Here is a 22,163-nt window from a genome sequence, read left to right on the forward strand (position 1 = left end):
AAGAGGCACTGAGCATCTGTTTTTAGAAATGACCATTTCATTAGTTGTAATTCTAATGGGGAATCATTTTGTTTGCCAGATTGTTCAGTGCCTCTTTTACAATTGCTTCTGCTCGGGATCAGATGGAATCTATTCTTCGTCGTCTAAAGCATCAAAATCCTGCTCATCAAGCCATTCGTCAAAAGCATCGGCAGCAACTTCGTACTCATCGTCATCTTCGATGTTCTCAAGAGTAGGTTCTCCGTCTACTTCTTTATAGCGGTAGATGAATACGTCTCCGTCTTCATTCTCTCCATCTTCGTTCAGAGGGAGGAGTGCGATGTATTCTCTTTCATCTGCTTCATAGATCGTGAGGACAGCACATTCAACTACTTCATCGTTGTCTAATGTTAAAGTTACTGTGACTGCTTCATCATTGTGGCATCCGCAGTTACAATCGTCGTGATTGCAGTTGCAATCGTGGTTGTGTTCACTCATAATATTCTCCTTTTCTGCTTCATTCATCTTTGAATTACTGATATGATAACTCTATCAGACTCCGGTCAGAAATGCAAGGGGAAAACTATTGACATTGAAATAAAAATAGGTAAAATTAAATTTATATGTGTGAAATATGTGTTTAGTAGAATGTTATATGATGATATAGGAGGAAACATATGCAAAAGAAGATACTATCAATCATCCTCTGCATGATTCTGTGTATACTGCCTCTTTCAGGCTGTAAGAAAAATGTAGGGACACCTGAAGATAATGCAGTAAGTCCAGAGGAGGAGAAACAGGAAGAGACAGAAGTTTATACATTCGGATATACCTGTACGACGATGGCAGATAATCCATACTTTGCTGTGCTGGAAGAGGCAATCCGAGAAGAAGTGGAGAAGCAGGGCGGGCAAATGATCACGCGCGATCCGAAGGGGGATGATACCCTTCAGCTGGAACAGATCAATGAAATGATTGAAGAAGGCATTGATGCGATTTTCTTAAGCCCTGTAAACTGGGAGACGATTCAGCCGGGATTGGATGCCCTGAGAGAAGCAGGTGTCAAGATTATCAACATTGACACAGAAGTGAAGGATCTTAATCTGGTAGATGCCTATGTTGGAACAGATAACAAGCAGGCAGGATATCTATGTGGAGAAGATGTCGTACAGCGTTTTCCAGAAGGAGGGAAGGTACTGATCTTAGAATGTCCGAATACAAATTCAATCAACGAGAGGATTACCGGATTTGAAGAGGCAATTGCGGATCAGGGATTTGAGATTGTCGCAAGAGAGAATGTAAATGGAAGTAAAGAAATATCTATGGAGACTACAAAAAGGCTTCTGAAACAATATCCGGATGTGGATGTGATCATGTGTGGAAATGACCAGACGGCGCTTGGAGCAAAGAGGGCAGCAGAGACAGATCAGGCTTATGCCGGGGTTGTGATTTACGGAGTAGACGGTTCTCCGGATTTGAAAAAGGAATTGCAAAAATCAGACGATATCATTGTAGGAACAGCAGCTCAGCGGCCGATTACCCTTGGGAAAGATGCAGTAAAATCAGCATTCCAGGTGCTGGATGGGGAAAAGATAAAAGAGCCGATTTATGAAGAAACTTTTCTGATCACAAAGGATAATGTTGATATGTATGGGGCAGATGGCTGGCAATAATAGGTGAAATAAGGGAGGAAGAAATGAAGGTCGTACAGGGAGCACCACTGCCGCTTGGCGTCAGTAGGCAGAAAGAAGCATTAAATTTTGCGGTGGAGGTCAAAGAAGGAAAGCAATGTACCCTTCTGTTATATAAGTGTGGTGAAAATGTTCCGATGGAGAAGATTCCGATGAAAGAGGAAGCCGGGACTGGGACAGTGCGCTGTGTGATGTTATCAGATCTTCCTGCACAAGCGTGTGAATACAACTATGAGATCGATGGCAAGATTGTTACCGATTCTTATGCAAAAGGGATTGCAGGGAGAGAACGATGGAACGATCAGGCGGATTTTGCACCACATCAAGTGAGAGGAAAGCTTCCCCAAAAGGAAGAATATCCATGGGAAGATGACTGCCCGCTGCGGATTCCGGAAGAGGACGTCATTGCATACAGTCTCCATGTAAGAGGATTTACAAGACATTCCTCTTCCAAAGTGAAGAAAAAGGGGACGTTTCGTGGCGTGATGGAAAAGCTTCCTTATCTGAAAGAGCTTGGGATTAATCAGATCCAGTGCATGCCGGTTTATGAATTTGAAGAGCGCGGAAGAAAGGTCAATTACTGGGGATATGGAGAGGGATTTTTCTTTGCACCAAAGGCATCTTATGCAGCAGATCATGATGCGCAAAAAGAGTTGAAAGAACTTGTAAAGACATGTCACCGGGAAGGGATTGAAGTAGTACTTGATTTTCCCTTTACAGCACAGACAAGGTTTCAGATTGTGGAGGACTGTCTGAGGTATTATGTGATGGAGTATCATATTGACGGATTTCTTTTAAATCCGTATCAGGTACCTGTAGAATTTTTGCGGAGAGATCCGGTTTTAAGTGGGACAAAATTGCTTATCAAAGACGAATCCTTTCAGAATACGATGCGGAGATTTTTAAAAGGTGATGAAGGAATGATTGCCAGTGTAGCAGAACAGTTCCGAAGGAAAACTTCTGTGTCCGGATCCTGCAACTATATTACAAATCATACCGGTTTTACCTTGGAAGATCTTGTATCGTATGATGCAAAGCATAACGAAGCAAACGGAGAACAGAATCAGGATGGGCCGGACTATAATTATAGTTGGAATTGTGGGGTAGAAGGAAAGACACGCAAAAAGCAGATAGTGAAACTGCGGCAGGGACAGAAGAGAAATGCGATGTTTCTTTTAATGACTGCACAGGGGACACCTTGTCTTCTTGCAGGAGATGAATTTGGAAACAGTCAAGGTGGAAATAACAATGTCTACTGTCAGGATAATGAGACCGGGTGGGTAGACTGGAGCAGACTGGAGCGAGAAAAATCATTTTTTCACTATGTCAAAGAGTTAATTGCTTTTCGGAAAAAGCATGGCATACTCCACCAGAAGGAAGCACTGACAGGAACAGACCGAAGTGGCAGCGGTATTCCTGATATTTCCTATCATGGAGAGGCGGCGTGGCAGATCCAACAGGAGGCGTCGAGCAGGCAGCTTGGAATTTTATACAGTGGAAGTCCAAAGAAAGAGAGCAACTGTTTCCTTCTCTATAATATGCACTGGATCGCACATTCTTTCGCCCTTCCAGCTTTGCCGAAAGATCAAGCATGGTATCAGGTGATGTCGACTGAAGAAGGATTCTATGAACAGCCTCTTTTGATCGAAGGAAAAAGAAGTATAATTTTGGAAGGACGCAGTGTGGCGGCTTTTGTTGCAGGGATGTCCCAAGAAACAATGAGAGGAACAAGAAGCATATGAATGGAATGACGAAAAAAGTAGGATTGAATTCTTTTTGGCTGAAAATGATTGCAATTACAACGATGCTCATCGACCATGTGGGAGCGGTGCTGCTTCCGCAATATCCGATTTTGCGAATCATCGGAAGGATTGCTTTCCCGATTTTCTGCTTCCTTCTGGTGGAAGGGTTTATGCACACGCATGACGTGATCCGGTATATGACAAGAATAGGATTATTTGCATTGATCTCAGAGATCCCATTTGATCTTTTGTTCTATGGAAGGATTTTAGACGGAACACACCAGAATGTATTCTTCACATTATTCATAGGGTTGGTTATGCTTTACTATCTGACGAAACGGTATCCAGCTGTTTTAAACTTTTTGATGGTCATCCTATTTATGCTGTTTGCAGAGTTTTTGAGGACGGATTACAGTTCGATGGGGCTCTTACTCATTTTGTGTTTTTGGGCATTCCGTGAAAAGAAAGTATGGATGTGTCTTTCGGTAGCTGCAGTCAATATTTTGCTGATGGGATATATCCAGGCGTTTGCGGTGCTGGCGCTGCCGTTTATTCTTCTATACAACGGAGAACAGGGACCGAAGATGAAATATGTATTTTACTTATTTTATCCACTACACTTACTTGTGTTGCTTGGAATAGGTCTGCTGATATATTAAGATGCTGTAAAGTATTGGGCTTTGATAATAAGAAGCATTAAGGTAGGGATGAACAAAATGGGAAATGCATGGAGACATTTTTGTACAATTACATATCATAAATTGCTGGTGATGAGAGAGTGTTTCCGTCTTGGACTATACCGTCAGGGCGTTCTCCATGATCTGTCAAAATATAGTTGGACGGAATTCAGAATCGGAGCAAAATATTATCAGGGAACGAGAAGTCCGAACAATGCTGAGCGGGAGGCGATAGGATACTCTTCTGCATGGCTGCATCATAAAGGACGAAACCGTCATCACTATGAATACTGGATTGATTATGTCTTGGATGGAGAGAGTGGTTTGGTCGGCATGAAAATGCCAGAAAAATATGTCGTCGAGATGTTTGTAGATCGGATTGCGGCCTGTAAAGTTTATAAAAAAGACGAATATACCAATCGGAGTGCATTGGAATATTATGAGAGTGGCAGCGGATATGAAAAAATGATGCATCCGGAAACCCAGAAACTGTTAGAGACACTTCTTGTGATGCTGGCAGAGCAGGGGGAGGAGGCTACCTATTTGTACATCAGGGAAAATGTGCTGAAAAAAGGTATGCATTAAATTGGATTGTAAGATCATATAGGTTATTTTAGAAAAATACTGTGAAAAAACAGACATGTTCTGTCAGAGTACTTATTCGAGTTAAAAAACAGGAATGAGTATTTGACAGAACATGTCTGCTTTCATTTTCATATAGTTATTCAGGATAATATAATTGTTCTTCCTGAATGCCTGTGAGGACTTCATTCAAATATTTTTTTGCGAGAAAACGTGCCATCGGAAGGTTCATGTCCAGATAATTTCCGCAGTCTTTGGCGCTTGCTCCAGGCACTTCATCGTAATAGTCTGCAATAAATACAAAAAGTTCCCGCATCAGATCGACAATGTCTGAGGACTCGTAATCTCCGGCAAGAAGCAGATAGAAACCGGTACGACATCCCATTGGACCAAAATAGATAGTTTTCTTGCCATACACGGAGTGGTTGCGGAGAAAGGTGGCGGCAAGATGTTCTATGGTGTGCATCTCAGCGGTATTCATGACAGGCTCTTCATTTGGATTGGTCATGCGGATGTCAAAAGTAGTGATGACTGCTCCTTCTACATGATCTTTCCGGGAGACATAGAGTCCAGGAACGAGTTTGTTATGATCGATTGTAAAACTTGTGATTTTTTCCATTGTATTACCTCCAGTGTTTGATTCTTCCATTATAAATGCTTTTGATTTTTTGTGCAAGTGAGGAAAAAGTGTGATACAATGAGAATAAAATCAGGAAAAGATGGGAGAGGAAGGTTTGGTGAGCAAATGAAGCTATATTTAATCAGACATGGAGAAACAGACTGGAACAAGGAAAGAAAGCTACAGGGAAAGTCGGATATTGAGCTTAATACATTCGGGAGGACTCTTGCGAGAAAGACGGCAAAACATTTGAGAGATCTTTCGTTTGATCTGGCAATCACAAGTCCTCTGAAGAGGGCAAAGGAGACAGCCGAGATTTTGCTGGAAGGCAGAGAAATTCCTCTTTTGGAAGATGAGAGACTGGCGGAGATGGGATTTGGATGTTTGGAAGGGTATTATTGCAAGGGTGAGAAGATGAATATACCGGATCCAAAGTTCCATTATTTTTATGATGATCCAGCATGTTATCAGGCTCCGGAAGGTGGAGAGAGTTTTGAAGAACTGCTTAAAAGAGCAAAAGGGTTTCTTGCAGATCTCTGTGAGAAGAAAGCATATGAAAATAAGACGATTCTGTTATCCACGCATGGCGCAATGCTTCGGGCACTTTTAGATACGGTGAAAGGAATCGGGGTAGAGCAGTTTTGGGACAGTGGTGTTCAGAAAAATTGTGCGGTATCTGTGATAGAAATTAAGGATGGCATTGCAAAGGTCATAGAAGAAGGAGTTATCTATTATGACGATGAGGTTGAAGACTGGTAAAGTCATAGAAAAGAATCATAGAAAAGAAGATAGGTCTGCTTGACTTTCCTGCGGGCAGATGTTAGACTTACAGTAATTCAGATAGTTTAGATAAAATCAGTGACCAAAAGTAGTAACTGCCATGGAACATGACAGAGAGCCGGGGATGGTGGAAGCCGGTATGGAAAGTGACAGCGAATGGATTTGGGAGATGCGAAATGAACGGAGGCAAGAGCCTTTTAGTAGTGGAGCCGTGTTCTCACGTTACAGAGACAAGAGTTATATCTTGGCAAACAACAGGAAGTTTGATGCGGGAAGATATGAATCAGGGTGGCACCACGTAATACCGACGTCCCTAGCTTTGGCTATGGGCGTTTTTTATTTAGGAGGAAAAGACAATGATCAATGACAAAAAAGTATTATTCAGCGGAATGCAGGCAACAGGAAATCTGACACTTGGAAACTATCTTGGGGCGCTTAAGAACTGGGTGACATTAAGCGATGAATATGAGTGCTTCTACAGTGTGGTGGATATGCATTCTATCACGGTAAGACAAGATCCGGCGACACTTCGGAAGCGGGCACGTGCTCTTTTGACACTTTACATTGCAGCAGGACTTGATCCGGAAAAAAATTGTATTTATTATCAGTCACATGTGTCAGGACATGCGGAACTTGCATGGATTTTAAATTGTTATACCTATATGGGAGAATTGAACCGTATGACACAGTTCAAGGATAAATCAGCAAAACATGCAGATAATATTAATGCAGGATTGTTTACATATCCAGTTCTGATGGCGGCCGATATCTTATTGTTTCAGGCAGATGTTGTTCCGGTGGGCATTGACCAGATGCAGCATCTGGAGCTGACAAGAGATATCGCACAGCGTTTCAATGGGGTATACGGAGATGTATTTACGATTCCGGAGCCATATGTCGGAAAAGTAGGAGCAAAGATTATGAGTCTGCAGGATCCAGCTAAGAAAATGTCAAAATCAGATGAGAATCCAAATGCAAGTATTTATCTGATGGATGATCCGGATACAATCATGCGCAAATGCAAACGTGCGGTGACAGATTCAGAAGCACAGATCCTGTACCGTGAAGAACAGCCGGGTGTGAAAAACCTGATTGATATTTACAGTGCATGTACAGGAAAGACTCCAGATGAGACGGTAAAGGAATTTGACGGAAAAGGGTATGGAGACTTTAAGATGGCAGTTGGAGAAGCAGTAGTATCTGTATTAAAACCGCTTCAGGATGAATACGCAAGGTTAGAAAAAGATAAAGCATTTATCGATGGAATTATTAAGAACAATGCAGAGAAGGCAAACTATTTTGCGACAAAGACATTGCGGAAAGTACAGCGCAAAGTAGGATTCCCGGACAGAATCCGGTAGAGAAGGAAGAAAATGTATGCAGATACAGGAAGTGTTAAGACAGTTGGATGAGCTGTTTGCCACAAATCAGATACAGGAGGCGGAGCAGTTCTTGACAGAGGCGCTGATGCAGGCAAAAGAAGAAGAAAGTCAGAAGAAAAGCAGTGGGGAGGAGGTGCTGATCCTGTTAAATGAACTGACAGGGTATTATCGCAGTGTTGGCAGACATGAGGAGGCAGTGCAGAATGCTCGGGAGGCATTGGAACAGATCAGAAAGCTTGGCATGTCGGAAAGTGCAGAACATGGAACGACTTTAGTAAACGCAGCGACTGCACTGCGGGCAGCGGGGCAGTATGAAGCTGCGCTGGAAGCTTACCGGGAGGCGGAGCAGATCTACAGTATCTGTCTTCCTTCCGAAGATGCAAGATTTGCAGGGCTTTATAATAATATGAGTTTGGCCTATGAGAGACAAAATGCGCATGAAGAGGCGCTCAGCTGTCTGCAAAAAGCGCTTTCCGTCATTTTACAAACTGCAGATGCAAAGGAAGAGACAGCGGCAACTTACACGAATCTGGCAGAATTGTATTTGAAAACAGGGCAGATTTCGGAAGGTTTAAACTGTCTGGAGAAGGCATTGGTGTTATATGAGGCAGGGAATACACAAGATCCACACTATGCAGCTGCACTTTCTGCGTGTGGACATGGCTATTATCTGGCGGGCAGATATGAAGAGGCAATTGACAGCTATACAAAGGCACTCCGAATGATTTTAGATACGTATGGAGAAAATGATGCCTATGCAGTTACCTGTGAAAACTGTGCAATGGTGCTGGAGACGGCGGGATTTCCAAAAGAAGCAGGAATCCTCCGGGAAAAGGCGGCGCATGCAAGAAAAAGGTGTTCTGCAGTGGAAAGTAAATCATATGAAAGAAGACCAGAAAGCGAAAAAGACCGAAAAAAAGGGATAGAACTGGCGCGCGCTTATTACGAACAGTTTGGGAAACGTATGATCCGGGAACAGTTTCCGGAATATGCGGACAGAATCGCGGTTGGACTTGTCGGGGAAGGATCGGAATGCCTTGGATTTGATGATATGCTTTCAGAAGATCACGATTATGGCGCAGCATTCTGTATGTGGCTGACACAGGAAGACTATGACAAGATTGGCGACCGACTTCAGAGCGCTTATGAACAACTCCCGTCGAAGGTGCAAGGTCATAAGAGGAGAATTGCTTCTGCTCGTGGATCTGGTCGAGATGGAGTATTTTCGATTCCGGATTTCTATGAAAACTTTCTTGGCAGGGAATGGTTCTCTGTTCTGGAAGATGATAAAAAAGTAGATGGAGAAAAAGTATTTTCTGTATGGGCCGGTTTCCAGGAAGAACGACTTGCGATGGTGGTAAATGGAGCAGTATTTACAGATCCACTTGGAGAATTTTCAAGAGTCCGGGAATGCCTAATGAGAGAAATGCCAGAACAACTGTGGCTGCAAAAAACTGCAACAGCGATAGCAAAAGCGGCACAGGCAGGACAATATAATTACGCCCGCTGTATGCGTCGCGGCGATACGACAGCTGCTTCTTTTGCGTTATGGGAATTTCTTCGGGAAGCAGTGCATATAGAGTATCTGCTTCATCACGCGTACATGCCTTATTATAAATGGGCATGGCGGGGGATGGAAAACTTGTCCGGAGCGCAAGAAATGCAAAAGCGAATAGAAACATTGGCAAACGAACGTCCGGAAAGGGATCACTGGAAGGCTGTAGGAGAAGTACAGGAGGTCAATTGGGACGATCCGATTGTATGTCAGATCGAGCAGATTTCTGCTATGATTTTGGATCGGCTTCGCGAGCAGAAACTGACATACGGATGGGAAGATTTTCTAGAAATTCACACAGACAGAATTTTAAAGGCAGGAGAGAGAATGAAAAGAGAAAAGACAGAGATTTTGGAAGCAATCATTCAATTAGAATGGAACATGTTTCAGAAAGTAAGAAATACCGGAGGCAGAGCTGGATGTCAGGATGATTGGGAGACGTTTTACATTATGAGAAAAAGTCAGTTTACCAGTTGGAAAAAGGAACTGCTTCTTTCTTATGAAAGAGATCTTCTCGACGGGGAAAGTGCGGGACGTAATCTTGTTATGGAAAAATATGCGTATATGATGGAGTCAACAGTACCGGAAGAGTATCGAAGGATTGAAGAAAATCTCCCAAAGATTTCTGAAGAAAAGAAAAAGCTGATCGAAGGGATTGTTTCCATTCAGGTAAGCTGGAGAGAAGAGATGGCAGGGGAATACCCACAATTGTCGGGGCAGGCGCGGATCATCCATACAGAGGAAGATACGGTGGAGGACATTTCTTTTGAAACCTATCTGAGAGGAGAGTTGAAAACTTACTCGATGGAGACATTGGTACGATATGGGCAGCTTGTGGCGGAGTATGCAAAAGCTGGTAAAAATATGGTGGAAGAAATCATCGAGTGTACCGTAAGGTTATATGGATATGGAACGATGGGGCAGGCAGAACACTCTGTTGGCAGGAAGAAATAGAAAGCAAGTCGGTAAAAAAGACTGCGTATTCAATTTGATTAGAAGTTCATAGAGGTTATGAAGAAGGAAGCTGTTGCTTTCGCGATAAAAAAGTCGTGAAGTGACAGCTTTCTTTTCATTTTGTTATGAATTATAAGTTAGACAAATATATAATGATAAGTACAAATAAATTGAAATATGTCTAAAACAGAAGTATAATGTAGACAAATAAATGAAAATTAGTAAAGTTCGGAGGAAATAGTATGGTAAAAATGTTAATAGATGTCGATACAGGGGTGGATGATTCCATTGCACTTCTGTATGCATTAAATCATCCGGAGGTTGAAATTGTGGGAATTACAACCGGATGTGGAAATGTAGATGCAGTACAGGCAGCAGAAAATACCGTGAGGATAATTGAATTATCCAATACAAAGAAAGAAATACCAGTCGTTGTCGGGGCAAATCAGCCTTTAAACGGAACCTGGGAAGGTCCGGTCGCATGGATCCATGGAGAAAACGGAGTGGGGAACGTACTGCTGGAGAAGGGGAATTTCTCTTACAGAACAGATATCAAAGCAGAAGATTTTCTCTACGAGATGCTGCAGAAATACCCGCAGGAGTTAACACTCGTAACATTGGGACGACTGACTAACATCGCAATGATGGTACAGAAATATCCAGAATCAACTAAGCTTGTAAAAAATCTGGTGATGATGGGCGGAACTGTAAATGCACCGGGAAATGTATCTCCGGTCGCAGAGGCGAATATTGCAGGAGACCCGGAAGCATGCGATCAAGTATTTCTTACAGGAATGGACATTACAGTTGTTGGACTGGATGTGACGTTGAAGACAAGGTTGAGAAAAAAACATGTAGAACAGATGGAAACATACTGTTCGGAAAGATGTAAGCCTGCAGTGCAATATATGAAAAAAGCTTTAGAGTACTATATGAACGGATCAAGAGTACAGAATTATACACCGGATAATTGTCCGCTGCACGATCCGTTGGCAATGGTAGCTGCGGTTGTTCCAAGTATTGTGAAAATACAAAAAAGAAAGGCGAGAGTAGAGTGCTCCGGTACCTATTGCCGCGGAATGATTGTAACGGATTTACGGGAAAAGCCGATTGAGGCAGAATACATTAGTTTTGCATTAGAAGTAGATGCAGAAAGAGCGATCAATGAACTTATGTCTGTATTCTGGAGAGAATAGATCAGACATTTGATAAAACAAAAAAGGAAGGAAAAGGAAGATGAAGAAGAAAAGTGTGGCAGTTGGACTGGCGATGGTGATGATGGCTTCTGTAATTTTTTCAGGATGTGGAAATGCAGAGAAAGACAGTAAAAAGGAAGCAAAAGACAGTGCAGGGAAAGTAGGATGTATTTTAGGAGTTGGAGGTCTTGGAGATCAGGCATTTAATGATTTGATCTATGAGGGACTTGAAAAAGCAAAAGAAGAATTAAATATTGATTTTGATTATGCAGAACCAACTCAGGTATCAGAGTTTGAATTGATGATGCGGGATATGGCTTCGTCAGGAGAGTACGGTGCAATCATTTGTGTAGGGTTTGACCAGACAGATGCATTGTCAAAAGTCGCTCCGGAATTTCCGGATCAGCAGTTCGCATTTATTGATGGAACATTAGAGGCAGAAAACGTCGTAAATTATGCGGCAAAAGAGGAAGAAGGAGCCTTTTTGGCAGGTGCTCTTGCGGGACTGATGAAAAAAGATGCAGCAGCATATGGTGTGGAAGACAATGATACAATCGGATTTATTGCGGCGTTGGAGACACCGATTCTTTTGAAATGGAATTCTGGATATATGGCGGGAGCACAGTATGTAAATCCAAAGATCAACTGTCTTTCAGATTTTGTAGCGGGAGATAATCCGTTTGGAGATACTACAACAGCAAAAGAGATTGCGATCAGCCAGAAAAACCAGGGAGCAGACATTATCTTCCACGCAGCTGGAGGAGCTGGTCTTGGAGTATTTGATGCGGCAAAAGAATATGATTTCTATGCAATTGGATGTAACTCAAATCAGAATACAGTCAATCCAGAACACATTGTTGCAAGTATTTTAAAACGAGTAGATACAGCATCTTATGATATTGCAAAAAGTGCAATCATTGACAAGGATCTTGCAGTAGGAACAACAGTATCTTTGGGACTCTCTGATGAGGGAATGGACTATACATTGGAAGAAAGCAAGGTTCCGGTATCTGAAGAAGATATTCAGATCCTTGACGAAATTAAGCAGAAGATTGTGGATGGAGAAATCAAAGTGCCGTCGACAATTGAAGATGCCAAAAAATTTGTGAAAGAAAATCAGTATTAATAAGAAAATGGGGAATAGATGTATGTCAGGAAAACTGGAATACATCTATTCTTAGATAGGGAGGGAAAATAGAATGTATGCGGTAGAAATGCGTGGGATTACAAAGCGCTTTCCTGGAATGATCGCAAATGACCAGATTGAATTTCTTGTGGAAAAGGGAGAGATTCATAGTCTGCTTGGAGAAAATGGTGCAGGAAAAACTACACTGATGAAGATTTTGTTTGGGCTTTACCAGCCGGACGGGGGAAGCATCAAAATTAATGGGAATGAGATCAAACATCAAACAGCAGTGAAAGCATTTGAAATGGGACTGGGAATGGTGCATCAGCATTTTATGTTGATCGATAATATGACAGTATGGGAAAACATTGTTCTTGGCAGTGAACCGGGAAACTTTATGATCGACAGAAAAAAAGGGAAGGAAATTGTAAAACATTTATCAGAAAAATATCATTTTGATCTGGATGTGGATGCAAAGATTTCTGAGATTTCAGTTGGGATGAAGCAGAGAGTGGAGATTCTGAAAACATTATACAGAGGTGCGGAAATTATTATTTTAGATGAACCGACAGCAGTTCTTACTCCGTTAGAAGTAGAACAACTTCTGCAGATTTTGCTGGAAATGAAAAAAGAGGGAAAGACGATTATCTTTATCACGCATAAGCTGAAAGAAACAATGGCAGTATCAGATCATGTAACGATTCTGCGGAGCGGAAAGTCAGTGGAATTTCTCAAAACAACAGAAACAACGGAGAAGGAACTGGCAGCGCTGATGGTTGGATATGAGATTGATATGACGTTGGAAAGAAAAAAAGTGGAAAAAGGGGAAACAATTCTTTCTTTACAAAATGTAAGACTTCTTCCTCAGGCAGAAAAGACGGTGGATTTGGAAATACGTGCCGGAGAAATTTTAGGAATTGCCGGTGTAGAGGGAAATGGACAGCAGCAATTGGAAGAGATGATCATGGGGTTAGAGAAAGTAAAATGTGGAAAAATTTTCTTTAAACAAGAAGAAATTACCGGAATGTCTGTGAAAGAACGGTGTAAAAGAGGAATCGGATATATACCGTCTGACCGCTATAAAAGAGCAATCTTACCTGGATTTTCTCTGAAAGATAATTATCTCCTCGGAAATCAGTACAAAGATAGTTATGCCAGAAAAGGGATGTTAAATCAGGAGTATATTGAAAAGAAAACAAAAGAATTAATGGAAAAATTCGATGTGCGGGCAGTAAACGGAGATCAGCTCATCGGAGCATTGTCAGGTGGAAATCAGCAGAAATTAGTGCTGAGCAGAGAGGTGGATAAAGATCCGGATCTGATTTTAGCATGTCAGCCGGTGAGAGGTCTGGATATCGGTGCGATTAAGTTTATTCATAATGTTTTGTTGGAACTTCGCAATCAGGGGAAGGCAGTATTGTTGATATCGGCAGAATTGTCAGATTTGTTTCAGTTAAGTGACAGAATTGGAGTGCTCTACAAAGGAGAGATGATGTCACTTCAAGAGACAGAAAAGTATACGACAGAATCGATTAGTTTACTTATGGCAGGCAAGAAAGGAGTGTAGGTATGAAACAGAAGACAGTTCTCCATAATCTTTTATTATCTCTTGGTGCAATTTTATGTTCGTTGTTGATTGCAGCAGGTGTGATGCTTCTGGTCGGATATGATCCATTAGAGGCATACAGCGCTTTGATAGAAGGTGCATTTGGATCTAAGAACGCATTTGCGAATACGTTAAGCAAGAGCATCCCGCTGCTGTTTACCGGACTCGCAGTGGCATTCGCAAATAAAGGCGGGATTTTTAATATCGGTGGAGAAGGACAATTATATGCAGGAGCAATGGCAAGTACGGTGACAGCGCTTATGATGCAGGGAGCACCGCGATTCCTGGTGATTTTTTGCTCCTTTTGTGCAGGAATGCTTGCAGGAGCATGTGTAGGAGCAATTATCGGAGCTGCAAAAATCAAGCTTCAGGTCAATGAAGTAGTTGTGGCAATTATGTTGAATTATATCATTCAATATTTTACTTCGTATATTGTTACATATCCATTGAAGCAGGAAGGTGCCATGACAGCGCAGACAGTGGATATTGGTGCGAATTATATGTTGACGAAACTGATTCCGAAGACGCAATTGACGACAGCATTGTTAGTAGCGGTTGCAGCAGCGATTCTTTTGTTTTTCTTTTTTAAGAAGACAAGATCAGGGTATCATATCCGGGCAGTGGGAGAGAATAAGTCAGCAGCGCAGGCAGCGGGAATCCCGATGATGACAACGGCTATTTTGACGATGGGAATCAGCGGCGCACTTGCCGGGCTTGCAGGTACAACAGAAGTTTTTGGGAAAATGGGAAGATTTATTGACGGATTTTCTCCAGGGTTTGGATTTACCGGGATTGCAGTAGCGGTATTGGCTAACAACCATCCGATGGGAATTCTTTTAAGCGCGCTTTTATTTGGGATCTTGGAAGCGGGATCTATGAAAATGAGTTATTCGGCAGGGATTTCCACAAGTATGGTAAATGTAATTCAGGGGCTGGTGATTTTATTCGTGGCAACTCCGAATATCATCAGATTGATCAAACGGAAGAAAGGAGAATCGTAATATGGATAGTATCTTATCGATGGAAATGCTTTTGAGTACATTGCGTATGGCCATTCCGCTGGTGTTAGCTTCTGTCGGGGGCACACTGTGTGAACGAAGTGGGATTATTAATTTAGGAATTGAAGGAATGATGCTTTCAGGAGCATTTGGAGCAGTGTATGGAACTTATATCAGTGGGAATCCATGGATTGGGGTCTTATTTGCTATTTTGGTAGGCGGATTGTTTGGTATATTGCATGCAGTACTATGTATTCGCTTTAAGACAAATCAATCCGTCAGCGGAATCGGGATCAACGTATTTGTTTCCGGACTTACGATTGTTCTTACCCGGGCAGTCTGGAAATCAGATGGAATGAGTGGACAAGTGGAAAAACTTCCAGCAGTCAGTATTCCGGGACTAAAAGAGCTTCCAGTAATCGGAACATTGTTTACAGAACAGTCCCCATATCTTTTTATCACTGCTGGTATTGTGCTCGGAGCTTGGTTTTTTATGTATCGGACAAAGGCAGGACTCAGGCTTCGTGCCATTGGAGACCATCCGCAGGCAGCTCAGACAGTAGGGATCAATGTGTCATTATATCGCTATGTAGCTGTTACTTTTTGTGGAATGTTGTGCGGGCTTGCAGGTGGTTATCTTTCCATCGTGCAAAGCAACTTATTTGTAAAAGAAATGGTTGCCGGCCGGGGATTCATGGCATTGGCCGCAATGATTCTCGGTGGATGGAATCCTTTTGGGGCTCTGTGTGCAAGCCTTGTATTTGCATTTGCACAGGCATTGAGAATTAGTTTGAAAGTGGAAATTCCAAATCAATTGATGTTGATGCTTCCATATTTTATTACGCTATTTGTGCTTCTTTTCTTTGGACGAAAGGTAAAAGGACCTCAGGCTGCTGGAAATATTGAAGAATAAGTGGTAAAATATTTGAAAAGAGCAGAGTTAGAAAGATGAGGGAAAAGAATGGAATTACAGGGAAAGAAAGAAGTTACACACAAAAAACTGGCCCATGTACAAGTATATGAAGCACTTTATAAAATGGTAGAGGATGGAACATTTCCGGTTGGAAGCAGATTACCCGCAGAACCGAAACTGGCAAAAATGCTGGGAGTCAGTAGAATGACGCTTAGGCAGGCTCTGGATCTTCTTCATGACGATGGCAAATTAAGAAAAGTTCGGGGAGCAGGGAATTTTGTTGCAGATGGGAATAAAATAGTTTCTTCCAGTCTGGAGAAGCTGACGCATCCTATGGCCGGATGCATGGGAGAAGAATTTGATCGAACAACATTTGAGTTGAAAATAGAACCGTCTAATGATTATGAAAAAGAATTGTTGAATTTAGATACCCCTGTAATTGTAGCAATTCATATTTGGTACTGGAAAGGAACGGAGCTAACCGGTTATACCTTTGGAGTAATGTCACCTCATACAGTCACAAAATATCAGTTAGATTTAAATAAAAAAGAAGAGGTTGTTAGATTTGCTCAGACAGAAATCTATGAGAAAGCAGAGCGTTCGCAGCTGAGGATTCATCCAAATTCAGCTGGAACTTCTATTCTTACAGAGTATATGAAAGAAGGGGAGCAAATGACAATGGTCCAGGAAAAAATATACGATGAGGAGTTACAACCTATTCTATGTAATAAACATTACATGTTGACAGATAAAGCAGTATTTGAGATTAATACACATAAATAAAAAATCCCGCAGAGTTTCGATTGGACTCTGCGGGATTTCTTTATGTTTTCTCAATGTGGATCCACGATTGATTAATTGTCTTCTTCTGCGGCATCCATGCTGTATGTTTGACGTTTTCTTGCCATCTCATCACTTTCCAGATATTCATCATAAGTTGTGATTTTGTCGATCAGCTTTCCGCCAGGAACAATCTCCATGATACGGTTTGCTGTTGTCTGTACGATCTGGTGGTCGCGGGAAGCAAATAAGAGGACTCCAGGGAATTTAATCAGACCGTTATTTAAAGCTGTGATGGATTCCATGTCAAGATGGTCCGTAGGTTCATCTAAGATCAGGATGTTTGCACCGGAGATCATCATTTTTGATAACAAGCAGCGCACCTTTTCTCCACCGGAGAGTACGCGTACTTTTTTCACTCCGTCTTCCCCGGCAAAGAGCATACGTCCAAGGAATCCGCGGACATAAGTTGCATCTTTGTTTTCGGAATACTGTGTCAGCCAGTCTACGATCGTATAGTCATTGTCAAATTCCTTTGTACTGTCTTTCGGGAAATATGCCTGAGAAGTAGTGACTCCCCATTTATAAGTTCCTTCATCCGGCTCCATCTCCCCGGTAAGAATTTTAAAGAGCACAGTCTTTGCAAGCTCGTTTCCACCTACGAAAGCAACTTTCTCTTCGCGTGTGATCGTGAAAGAGAGACTGTCTAAAATTTTTACACCATCGATTGTCTTGGAAAGGTTCTCTACAGTAAGTACCTCGTTTCCAATCTCACGGTTTGGACGGAAATCGATGTAAGGATATTTACGGCTGGATGGACGGATGTCGTCCAGCTGGATTTTTTCGAGTGCTTTCTTACGGGATGTTGCCTGCTTTGATTTGGAAGCGTTGGCGCTGAACCGGGAAATAAATTCCTGAAGTTCTTTGATCTTTTCTTCTTTCTTTTTGTTAGCTTCTTTCATCTGGCGGATCAGCAACTGGCTGGATTCATACCAGAAGTCGTAGTTTCCGGCATAGAGCTGGATCTTACCGTAGTCGATATCTGCAATTTGTGTACAGACTTTATTCAAGAAGTAACGGTCATGTGATACGACGATGACAGTATTGTCAAAGTTGATCAAAAATTCTTCGAGCCATGCGATCGCATCAAGATCTAAGTGGTTGGTAGGCTCGTCGAGAAGGAGGATGTCCGGATTACCAAAAAGTGCCTGTGCGAGAAGGACTTTCACTTTTTCAGAACCTTTCAGATCTCTCATGTATTTGTAATGCAGATCAGTGTCGATGCCGAGACCATTTAAGAGAGTAGCGGCATCAGATTCTGCTTCCCATCCGTTCATAGTAGCAAATTCACCTTCCAGTTCACTTGCTTTGATCCCATCTTCATCGGTGAAGTCTTCTTTTGCGTAGAGGACTTCTTTTTCTTTCATAATCTCATAGAGTCTTGCGTTTCCCATGATAACCGTATCGAGTACGAGAAATTCATCGTACTTAAAGTGATCCTGCTGAAGGAAAGAAAGACGTTCTCCCGGAGTGATAACAACTTCTCCTTTTGTTGGCTCTAACTGACCGGAAAGAATCTTTAGGAAAGTGGACTTTCCAGCTCCGTTTGCACCGATCATACCATAACAGTTGCCGGCTGTGAATTTGATGTTGACATCTTCAAACAGCGCTTTTTTGCCAAGGCGTAATGTAATATTATTTGCACTAATCATCTGATAAATCTCCTTTGTCTGTTTCATTTATTTTCTGCCAGAGATCCACAGGTGAGATTCCTCTGCAGAAACTGGCTTGTTTACGGATATTTCCAAGCCCTATCTTACCATGAGAAGGTAAAAATGGCAAGGCAAAGCATATCTTTGGAGAAAATTAAGAAAAAAATTGTTTGAAAGGAATGAAAAAGGGTATATAATTTAAAAAAAGCAAAGCGAGGAATGCATATGGAAAAAGCAACACTGGTTTTGGAAGGCGGTGCAACAAGAGGTGTGTTTACTTCAGGAGCACTTGACTTTCTGATGGAACAGAAGTTATATATGTCACATGTGATAGGAGTGTCAGCAGGAGCATGTAACGGGGTAGATTATGTGTCAAAACAAATTGGCCGAACAAAGAATTGCATGATTCATACAGAGAAAGAGTACGATTACATTAATCTTCGGAAATTTGTCCGAGAGAGAAGCCTGATTGATATGGATATGATCTTTGAAAAATTTCCAAATGAAGTTTATCCGTTTGATTTCGACACCTATTTTCAGTCAGGCATCGTATGTGAGATGGTCACGACAAACTGTGTGACTGGGAAGGCGGAATATATGACAGAAAAGTCCGACCCAAAGCGCCTGATGAAGATCTGCCGGGCTTCCAGCAGTCTTCCGTTGTTTTCACCGATCGTGAATATTGATGGGACACCGTATCTGGATGGAGGGCTTGCAGATTCTGTTCCGATCGAACGGGCACTTGAGATTGGGAATGAGAAAATTGTTGTGATTCTGACAAGAAATCCCGGATATCGGAAAAAGATGCCGTCCAAAGGCGTGATGAAGATTTATCGTTCGTCTTATAAGACATATCCAAATTTGCTTCGTACGATCGCAAGGCGCAGCATTGTCTATAACCGTACAATGGAGAAGATAGAGAAGCTGGAAGAGGAAGGAAAGATTTTTGTGCTCAGACCGCAGATGAAGACCGTGTCAAGGTTGGAGCGGAATGCAGATACTTTAACAGACTTTTATAATCATGGTTATAATTATATGAAAAAGCAGTATCACAACCTGCTGGAATATTTGCAGAAAGAAGAATAGAAAATTGCAGAACAGGGTTGCCTTGAAATGGTTTCCGAATAGGAGAACATATTTTAAGACAACCCTGTTTTGCATCCTCTCCATACAGGTTTGCTGGCGAGAAGCTATTCACATTTTTATCTAAGAAATTCTGCATTCAAACAGAAAAAATTTACACTGATCGTCTACCGCAATTTCTTTTTGAAAGGAAGAGTAAGTTTTGATCGTCGAAAATCCGGCTTCTTTTAGGTATCCTTCCATTTCCCCAAAGGTATAGAGATGTGTCTGAAAATCCATAAATTCTTGTGATAGCAATTCATCGTTCCGGCATAACTCATAGATGCCCGGAGAAAACTGTGTCTGACTTTTCTCTTCATAGTAGTTTTTTGTCTTTAAGGTCAATGCAGTACCGTCTTCGAAAGGGACAGTGACAGAAGGAATATACTCTGTGTCATCGATACATCTATTTGCGGTTGTATCTACTGCAAAGACAAAGACACCGTCTGGGGACAGCAGTGATTTCATTTTTTCAAGAAGCTGTCTGCATACAGAAATATCAGTGAAAAGTGATACAGAGCTGGAGGATATGAAGATGTAATCAAAAAGTCTATCAGAAGAATACTGAAGGATATCTCTGCAGGCGACAGAAGCCATTGGCGCTTTCTGCTTTAATTTCGCAAGCATTTCCTCTGATAAATCGATTCCGCTAATTGTAAAACCACGTTCCAGGAAAGGGACAAGAAAACGCCCGCTGCCACAGAGTGGTTCCAGTATCTTTTTCCCTTTTTCTGCATAAGACAGATAAAAGTCCAGTTCGTCTGACGGCGCTTCGCTGTGTAGGATTTCATACATTTCCGTACATAAATTGCCATAATAATTTTGTCTGATCTGTTCCAAGTTTGTTCTCCCTCCTGTTTTAGATTTGAGCAGGAACTGCAGCAAGCATCTGTCTGATATCCTCGGCATCCAGCTTTAGCGAAAGTGCGCTTGCATTATCGATGAGTTGTTCAGGTTTTCTGGCTCCGCAGAGAATATGAAGATCCGGGATCGTAGCGGCAGTCAGTGCGATCACAAGACTGCTGTAAGAACAGTTATATTTTTCCAACATTGGTTTCCAGGAGTCTAACATAGCAAGGGCTTCCTTGCGGCGGCCGCTTTTCCAGAAACGATTGTTGTTGCGGACATCTGTATCAGAGAGAACGGTATCCATAGTTACTTTTCCAGTCAAAAGCCCTTGTTCCAACGGGGAGTATGCCTGGATAGATACTTGGTGCTTCTGGCATGTCGGAAGAAGATCTGTGCGGATCCGCTGGTCAAGCAGACTATATTTTTCCTGGATCACATCGAGTTGTCCGTACTGGCAGTAAAGTTCAAGCTGTTCCGGTGTGACATTGGAGGCTCCGATCGCACGAATTTTGCCTTCTTTTTTCAATGCCATCAGAGTGTCCATCGTCTCTTCGAGTGGGAAAAGAGAAAGATCCGGTGTCTGCCAGTGTGTGTATAAAAGATCAATATAATCAGTCTGAAGACGTCTTAAGCTTTCTTCTACGTCCTGACGGATACTTTTGGCAGACAGATCTCGGTAAATATGTTTCCCTTCGATGATTTTGTGGAAACATGGGGTCTCGTGTCTCCATTCCAGCCCACATTTTGTTGAGAGAATTGCACTATGACGTCTGTCCTTCAATGCTTTTCCGACAACCTCTTCGCTGTGACCAACCCCATATACCGGAGCGGTGTCGATCCATGTGATTCCATGATCCAGCGCTTCATGGACAGTGTGGATGGAGAGCACATCATCATTTTCCCCCCACCATACACCACCGCCGATGGCCCATGTTCCCATGCCGATGTAAGGTGTTTTTAAGTCTGATTTTCCGATTGATAATAATTTCATAAAAAAGAGGCTCCTTTCCTGTGATAATAAGTGAATACAGAGATCGTGCTTTTATTCAAGAAATAGGTGCACAAAATCACTGTACAAGATACTTTTCCAAGTTGTTTTAACGATCGTAGACAACTTCCTGCAGATAGAGCCCTTTCGGATCGCAAGGTGCGCTTGCCACAGTAGAGGAAGTAGGAGACAAAATCTCGTCAATTTCTTCCTTGCGGCGGATGCCAAGTCCGATATCGAGCAGGGTGGAGAGAATCATGCGAGGCATATTGTGGAGAAAATCAGTTGCCTCCAGTGTAATCTGAATCTCTTCCAAATCTTCGTAAATATCAATATTCAAGATTTCTTTTTCTGTAGATTTGTTTTTCTTTACGGTCGAAAACTTCTTGAAATCATGTTTTCCTGCAAGCAGAAGTGCTGCCTGTTTCATCAGTTCTGTGTCTGGTTTTTTGAAAGAATGATATGTATATTTGCGGTCGAACACGCTTGGGACTTCTGCAATAGCAACACGGTATAGATAAATCCGGCTTTTTGCATTGAGGCTTGCATGAAAACGCTCCGGTTTTTCTTCCACGGAGAGTACTGCGATATCCATCGGAAGATAGCGATTCATGTAATGTTTGATCTCTAATAAGGTCATATCTGTTGTTGTTTTAAAATTGACAACCTGTCCATAAGCATGGACTCCGACTTCTGTGCGGGCTCCGCAGAATAATTCTACATCCTCATTGGTCATCTTTTTAAGCACTTCTAATATCTTATTGGAAACGGTGTTTGTAGATTCTCCTTTTCCGAGGCGCTGCCATCCCTGATAGCGGCTGCCATCGTATTCTAATGTCAGCAATATATTTCTCATAAGTAATCCTTTCTTTTCGTAAATATTATTTTTATGGTTTGAAAAGTAGTTTTAGT

The 22,163-nt window shown here is 42.0% G+C and carries 20 protein-coding genes and 1 other annotated feature; of the genes, 14 read left to right on the forward strand and 6 right to left on the reverse strand.

The window, feature by feature from the left end; translation table 11 throughout:
• Window positions 1-129: 129 nt before the first annotated feature.
• The gene (locus ACESPO_RS08320; protein ID WP_008975187.1) at window positions 130-477 is read right to left on the reverse strand and encodes a DUF1292 domain-containing protein; all 348 of its coding nucleotides are present in this window, start codon (window positions 475-477) and stop codon (window positions 130-132) included.
• A 179-nt stretch (window positions 478-656) separates the two neighbouring features.
• Between ACESPO_RS08320 and ACESPO_RS08325 the strand changes: the two genes are divergently transcribed.
• Genes ACESPO_RS08325 through ACESPO_RS08340 form a run of 4 tightly spaced genes read left to right on the forward strand, consistent with a single transcriptional unit; the run spans window position 657 to window position 4,674 of the window.
• Entirely contained in the window at window positions 657-1,652 is a 996-nt protein-coding gene (locus ACESPO_RS08325; protein ID WP_009262168.1) for a sugar ABC transporter substrate-binding protein, read from the forward strand.
• A 23-nt stretch (window positions 1,653-1,675) separates the two neighbouring features.
• Entirely contained in the window at window positions 1,676-3,412 is a 1,737-nt protein-coding gene (locus ACESPO_RS08330) for an alpha-amylase family glycosyl hydrolase (protein WP_117576695.1), read from the forward strand.
• Window positions 3,409-4,071 (forward strand): TraX family protein, encoded by a 663-nt coding sequence (locus tag ACESPO_RS08335; protein ID WP_009262165.1) that lies wholly within the window; start codon window positions 3,409-3,411, stop codon window positions 4,069-4,071. The genes ACESPO_RS08330 and ACESPO_RS08335 overlap by 4 nt, the downstream gene beginning before the upstream one ends.
• Before the next feature lie 48 nt (window positions 4,072-4,119).
• The gene (locus tag ACESPO_RS08340) at window positions 4,120-4,674 is read left to right on the forward strand and encodes a DUF5662 family protein (RefSeq protein ID WP_499788675.1); all 555 of its coding nucleotides are present in this window, start codon (window positions 4,120-4,122) and stop codon (window positions 4,672-4,674) included.
• A 136-nt stretch (window positions 4,675-4,810) separates the two neighbouring features.
• Here ACESPO_RS08340 and ACESPO_RS08345 read toward each other — a convergent pair whose 3' ends face one another.
• Window positions 4,811-5,290 carry an S-ribosylhomocysteine lyase gene (locus ACESPO_RS08345; RefSeq protein WP_499788676.1) on the reverse strand — a complete coding sequence of 160 codons (480 nt, stop codon included), beginning with the start codon at window positions 5,288-5,290 and terminating at the stop codon, window positions 4,811-4,813.
• A gap of 126 nt (window positions 5,291-5,416) precedes the next feature.
• On the opposite strand from ACESPO_RS08345, the gene ACESPO_RS08350 reads away from it, so the two are divergent.
• From ACESPO_RS08350 to ACESPO_RS08390, 9 genes are all read left to right on the forward strand, one after another.
• Window positions 5,417-6,049, forward strand: coding sequence for a histidine phosphatase family protein (locus tag ACESPO_RS08350; protein WP_009262162.1), 633 nt, complete (start codon window positions 5,417-5,419; stop codon window positions 6,047-6,049).
• Window positions 6,050-6,139: 90 nt separating this feature from the next.
• Window positions 6,140-6,388: a binding site (T-box leader), on the forward strand.
• 38 nt (window positions 6,389-6,426) lie between these two features.
• Complete coding sequence (trpS, locus tag ACESPO_RS08355) at window positions 6,427-7,431, forward strand: tryptophan--tRNA ligase (RefSeq protein ID WP_008975194.1); 1,005 nt, start codon at window positions 6,427-6,429, stop codon at window positions 7,429-7,431.
• 16 nt (window positions 7,432-7,447) lie between these two features.
• Window positions 7,448-9,961 carry a DUF4125 family protein gene (locus tag ACESPO_RS08360; protein WP_117576694.1) on the forward strand — a complete coding sequence of 838 codons (2,514 nt, stop codon included), beginning with the start codon at window positions 7,448-7,450 and terminating at the stop codon, window positions 9,959-9,961.
• A 242-nt stretch (window positions 9,962-10,203) separates the two neighbouring features.
• The gene (locus tag ACESPO_RS08365; protein ID WP_016438486.1) at window positions 10,204-11,157 is read left to right on the forward strand and encodes a nucleoside hydrolase; all 954 of its coding nucleotides are present in this window, start codon (window positions 10,204-10,206) and stop codon (window positions 11,155-11,157) included.
• A gap of 40 nt (window positions 11,158-11,197) precedes the next feature.
• The gene (locus tag ACESPO_RS08370; RefSeq protein WP_009262158.1) at window positions 11,198-12,283 is read left to right on the forward strand and encodes a BMP family lipoprotein; all 1,086 of its coding nucleotides are present in this window, start codon (window positions 11,198-11,200) and stop codon (window positions 12,281-12,283) included.
• Between the two features lie 73 nt (window positions 12,284-12,356).
• On the forward strand, window positions 12,357-13,850 hold the full coding sequence (locus tag ACESPO_RS08375; RefSeq protein ID WP_008975198.1) for an ABC transporter ATP-binding protein: 1,494 nt from the start codon (window positions 12,357-12,359) through the stop codon (window positions 13,848-13,850).
• A gap of 2 nt (window positions 13,851-13,852) precedes the next feature.
• On the forward strand, window positions 13,853-14,890 hold the full coding sequence (locus ACESPO_RS08380) for an ABC transporter permease (RefSeq protein ID WP_120090862.1): 1,038 nt from the start codon (window positions 13,853-13,855) through the stop codon (window positions 14,888-14,890).
• A gap of 1 nt (window position 14,891) precedes the next feature.
• Window positions 14,892-15,800: an ABC transporter permease gene (locus tag ACESPO_RS08385; protein WP_009262156.1), complete on the forward strand. Its 909-nt coding sequence runs from the start codon at window positions 14,892-14,894 to the stop codon at window positions 15,798-15,800.
• A gap of 48 nt (window positions 15,801-15,848) precedes the next feature.
• Window positions 15,849-16,583 carry a GntR family transcriptional regulator gene (locus tag ACESPO_RS08390; RefSeq protein WP_008975201.1) on the forward strand — a complete coding sequence of 245 codons (735 nt, stop codon included), beginning with the start codon at window positions 15,849-15,851 and terminating at the stop codon, window positions 16,581-16,583.
• A 71-nt stretch (window positions 16,584-16,654) separates the two neighbouring features.
• On the opposite strand, the gene ACESPO_RS08395 is transcribed toward ACESPO_RS08390, so the two are convergent.
• Entirely contained in the window at window positions 16,655-18,292 is a 1,638-nt protein-coding gene (locus tag ACESPO_RS08395; protein ID WP_008975202.1) for an ABC-F family ATP-binding cassette domain-containing protein, read from the reverse strand.
• Window positions 18,293-18,517: 225 nt separating this feature from the next.
• Here ACESPO_RS08395 and ACESPO_RS08400 point away from each other — a divergent pair, with 225 nt between their 5' ends.
• Complete coding sequence (locus ACESPO_RS08400) at window positions 18,518-19,378, forward strand: patatin-like phospholipase family protein (RefSeq protein ID WP_016438489.1); 861 nt, start codon at window positions 18,518-18,520, stop codon at window positions 19,376-19,378.
• 120 nt (window positions 19,379-19,498) lie between these two features.
• Here ACESPO_RS08400 and ACESPO_RS08405 read toward each other — a convergent pair whose 3' ends face one another.
• The 3 genes from ACESPO_RS08405 to ACESPO_RS08415 form a co-directional block, all read right to left on the reverse strand.
• Window positions 19,499-20,254, reverse strand: coding sequence for a class I SAM-dependent methyltransferase (locus ACESPO_RS08405; RefSeq protein ID WP_016438490.1), 756 nt, complete (start codon window positions 20,252-20,254; stop codon window positions 19,499-19,501).
• A gap of 19 nt (window positions 20,255-20,273) precedes the next feature.
• Window positions 20,274-21,254, reverse strand: coding sequence for an aldo/keto reductase (locus tag ACESPO_RS08410; RefSeq protein ID WP_016438491.1), 981 nt, complete (start codon window positions 21,252-21,254; stop codon window positions 20,274-20,276).
• A 106-nt stretch (window positions 21,255-21,360) separates the two neighbouring features.
• Window positions 21,361-22,107, reverse strand: coding sequence for a tRNA pseudouridine synthase A (locus ACESPO_RS08415; RefSeq protein ID WP_117576692.1), 747 nt, complete (start codon window positions 22,105-22,107; stop codon window positions 21,361-21,363).
• Window positions 22,108-22,163 lie beyond the last annotated feature (56 nt).

This window comes from Coprococcus sp. HPP0074 (assembly GCF_964238105.1).
GTDB classification, from domain to species: Bacteria; Bacillota; Clostridia; order Lachnospirales; family Lachnospiraceae; genus Faecalimonas; species Faecalimonas umbilicata.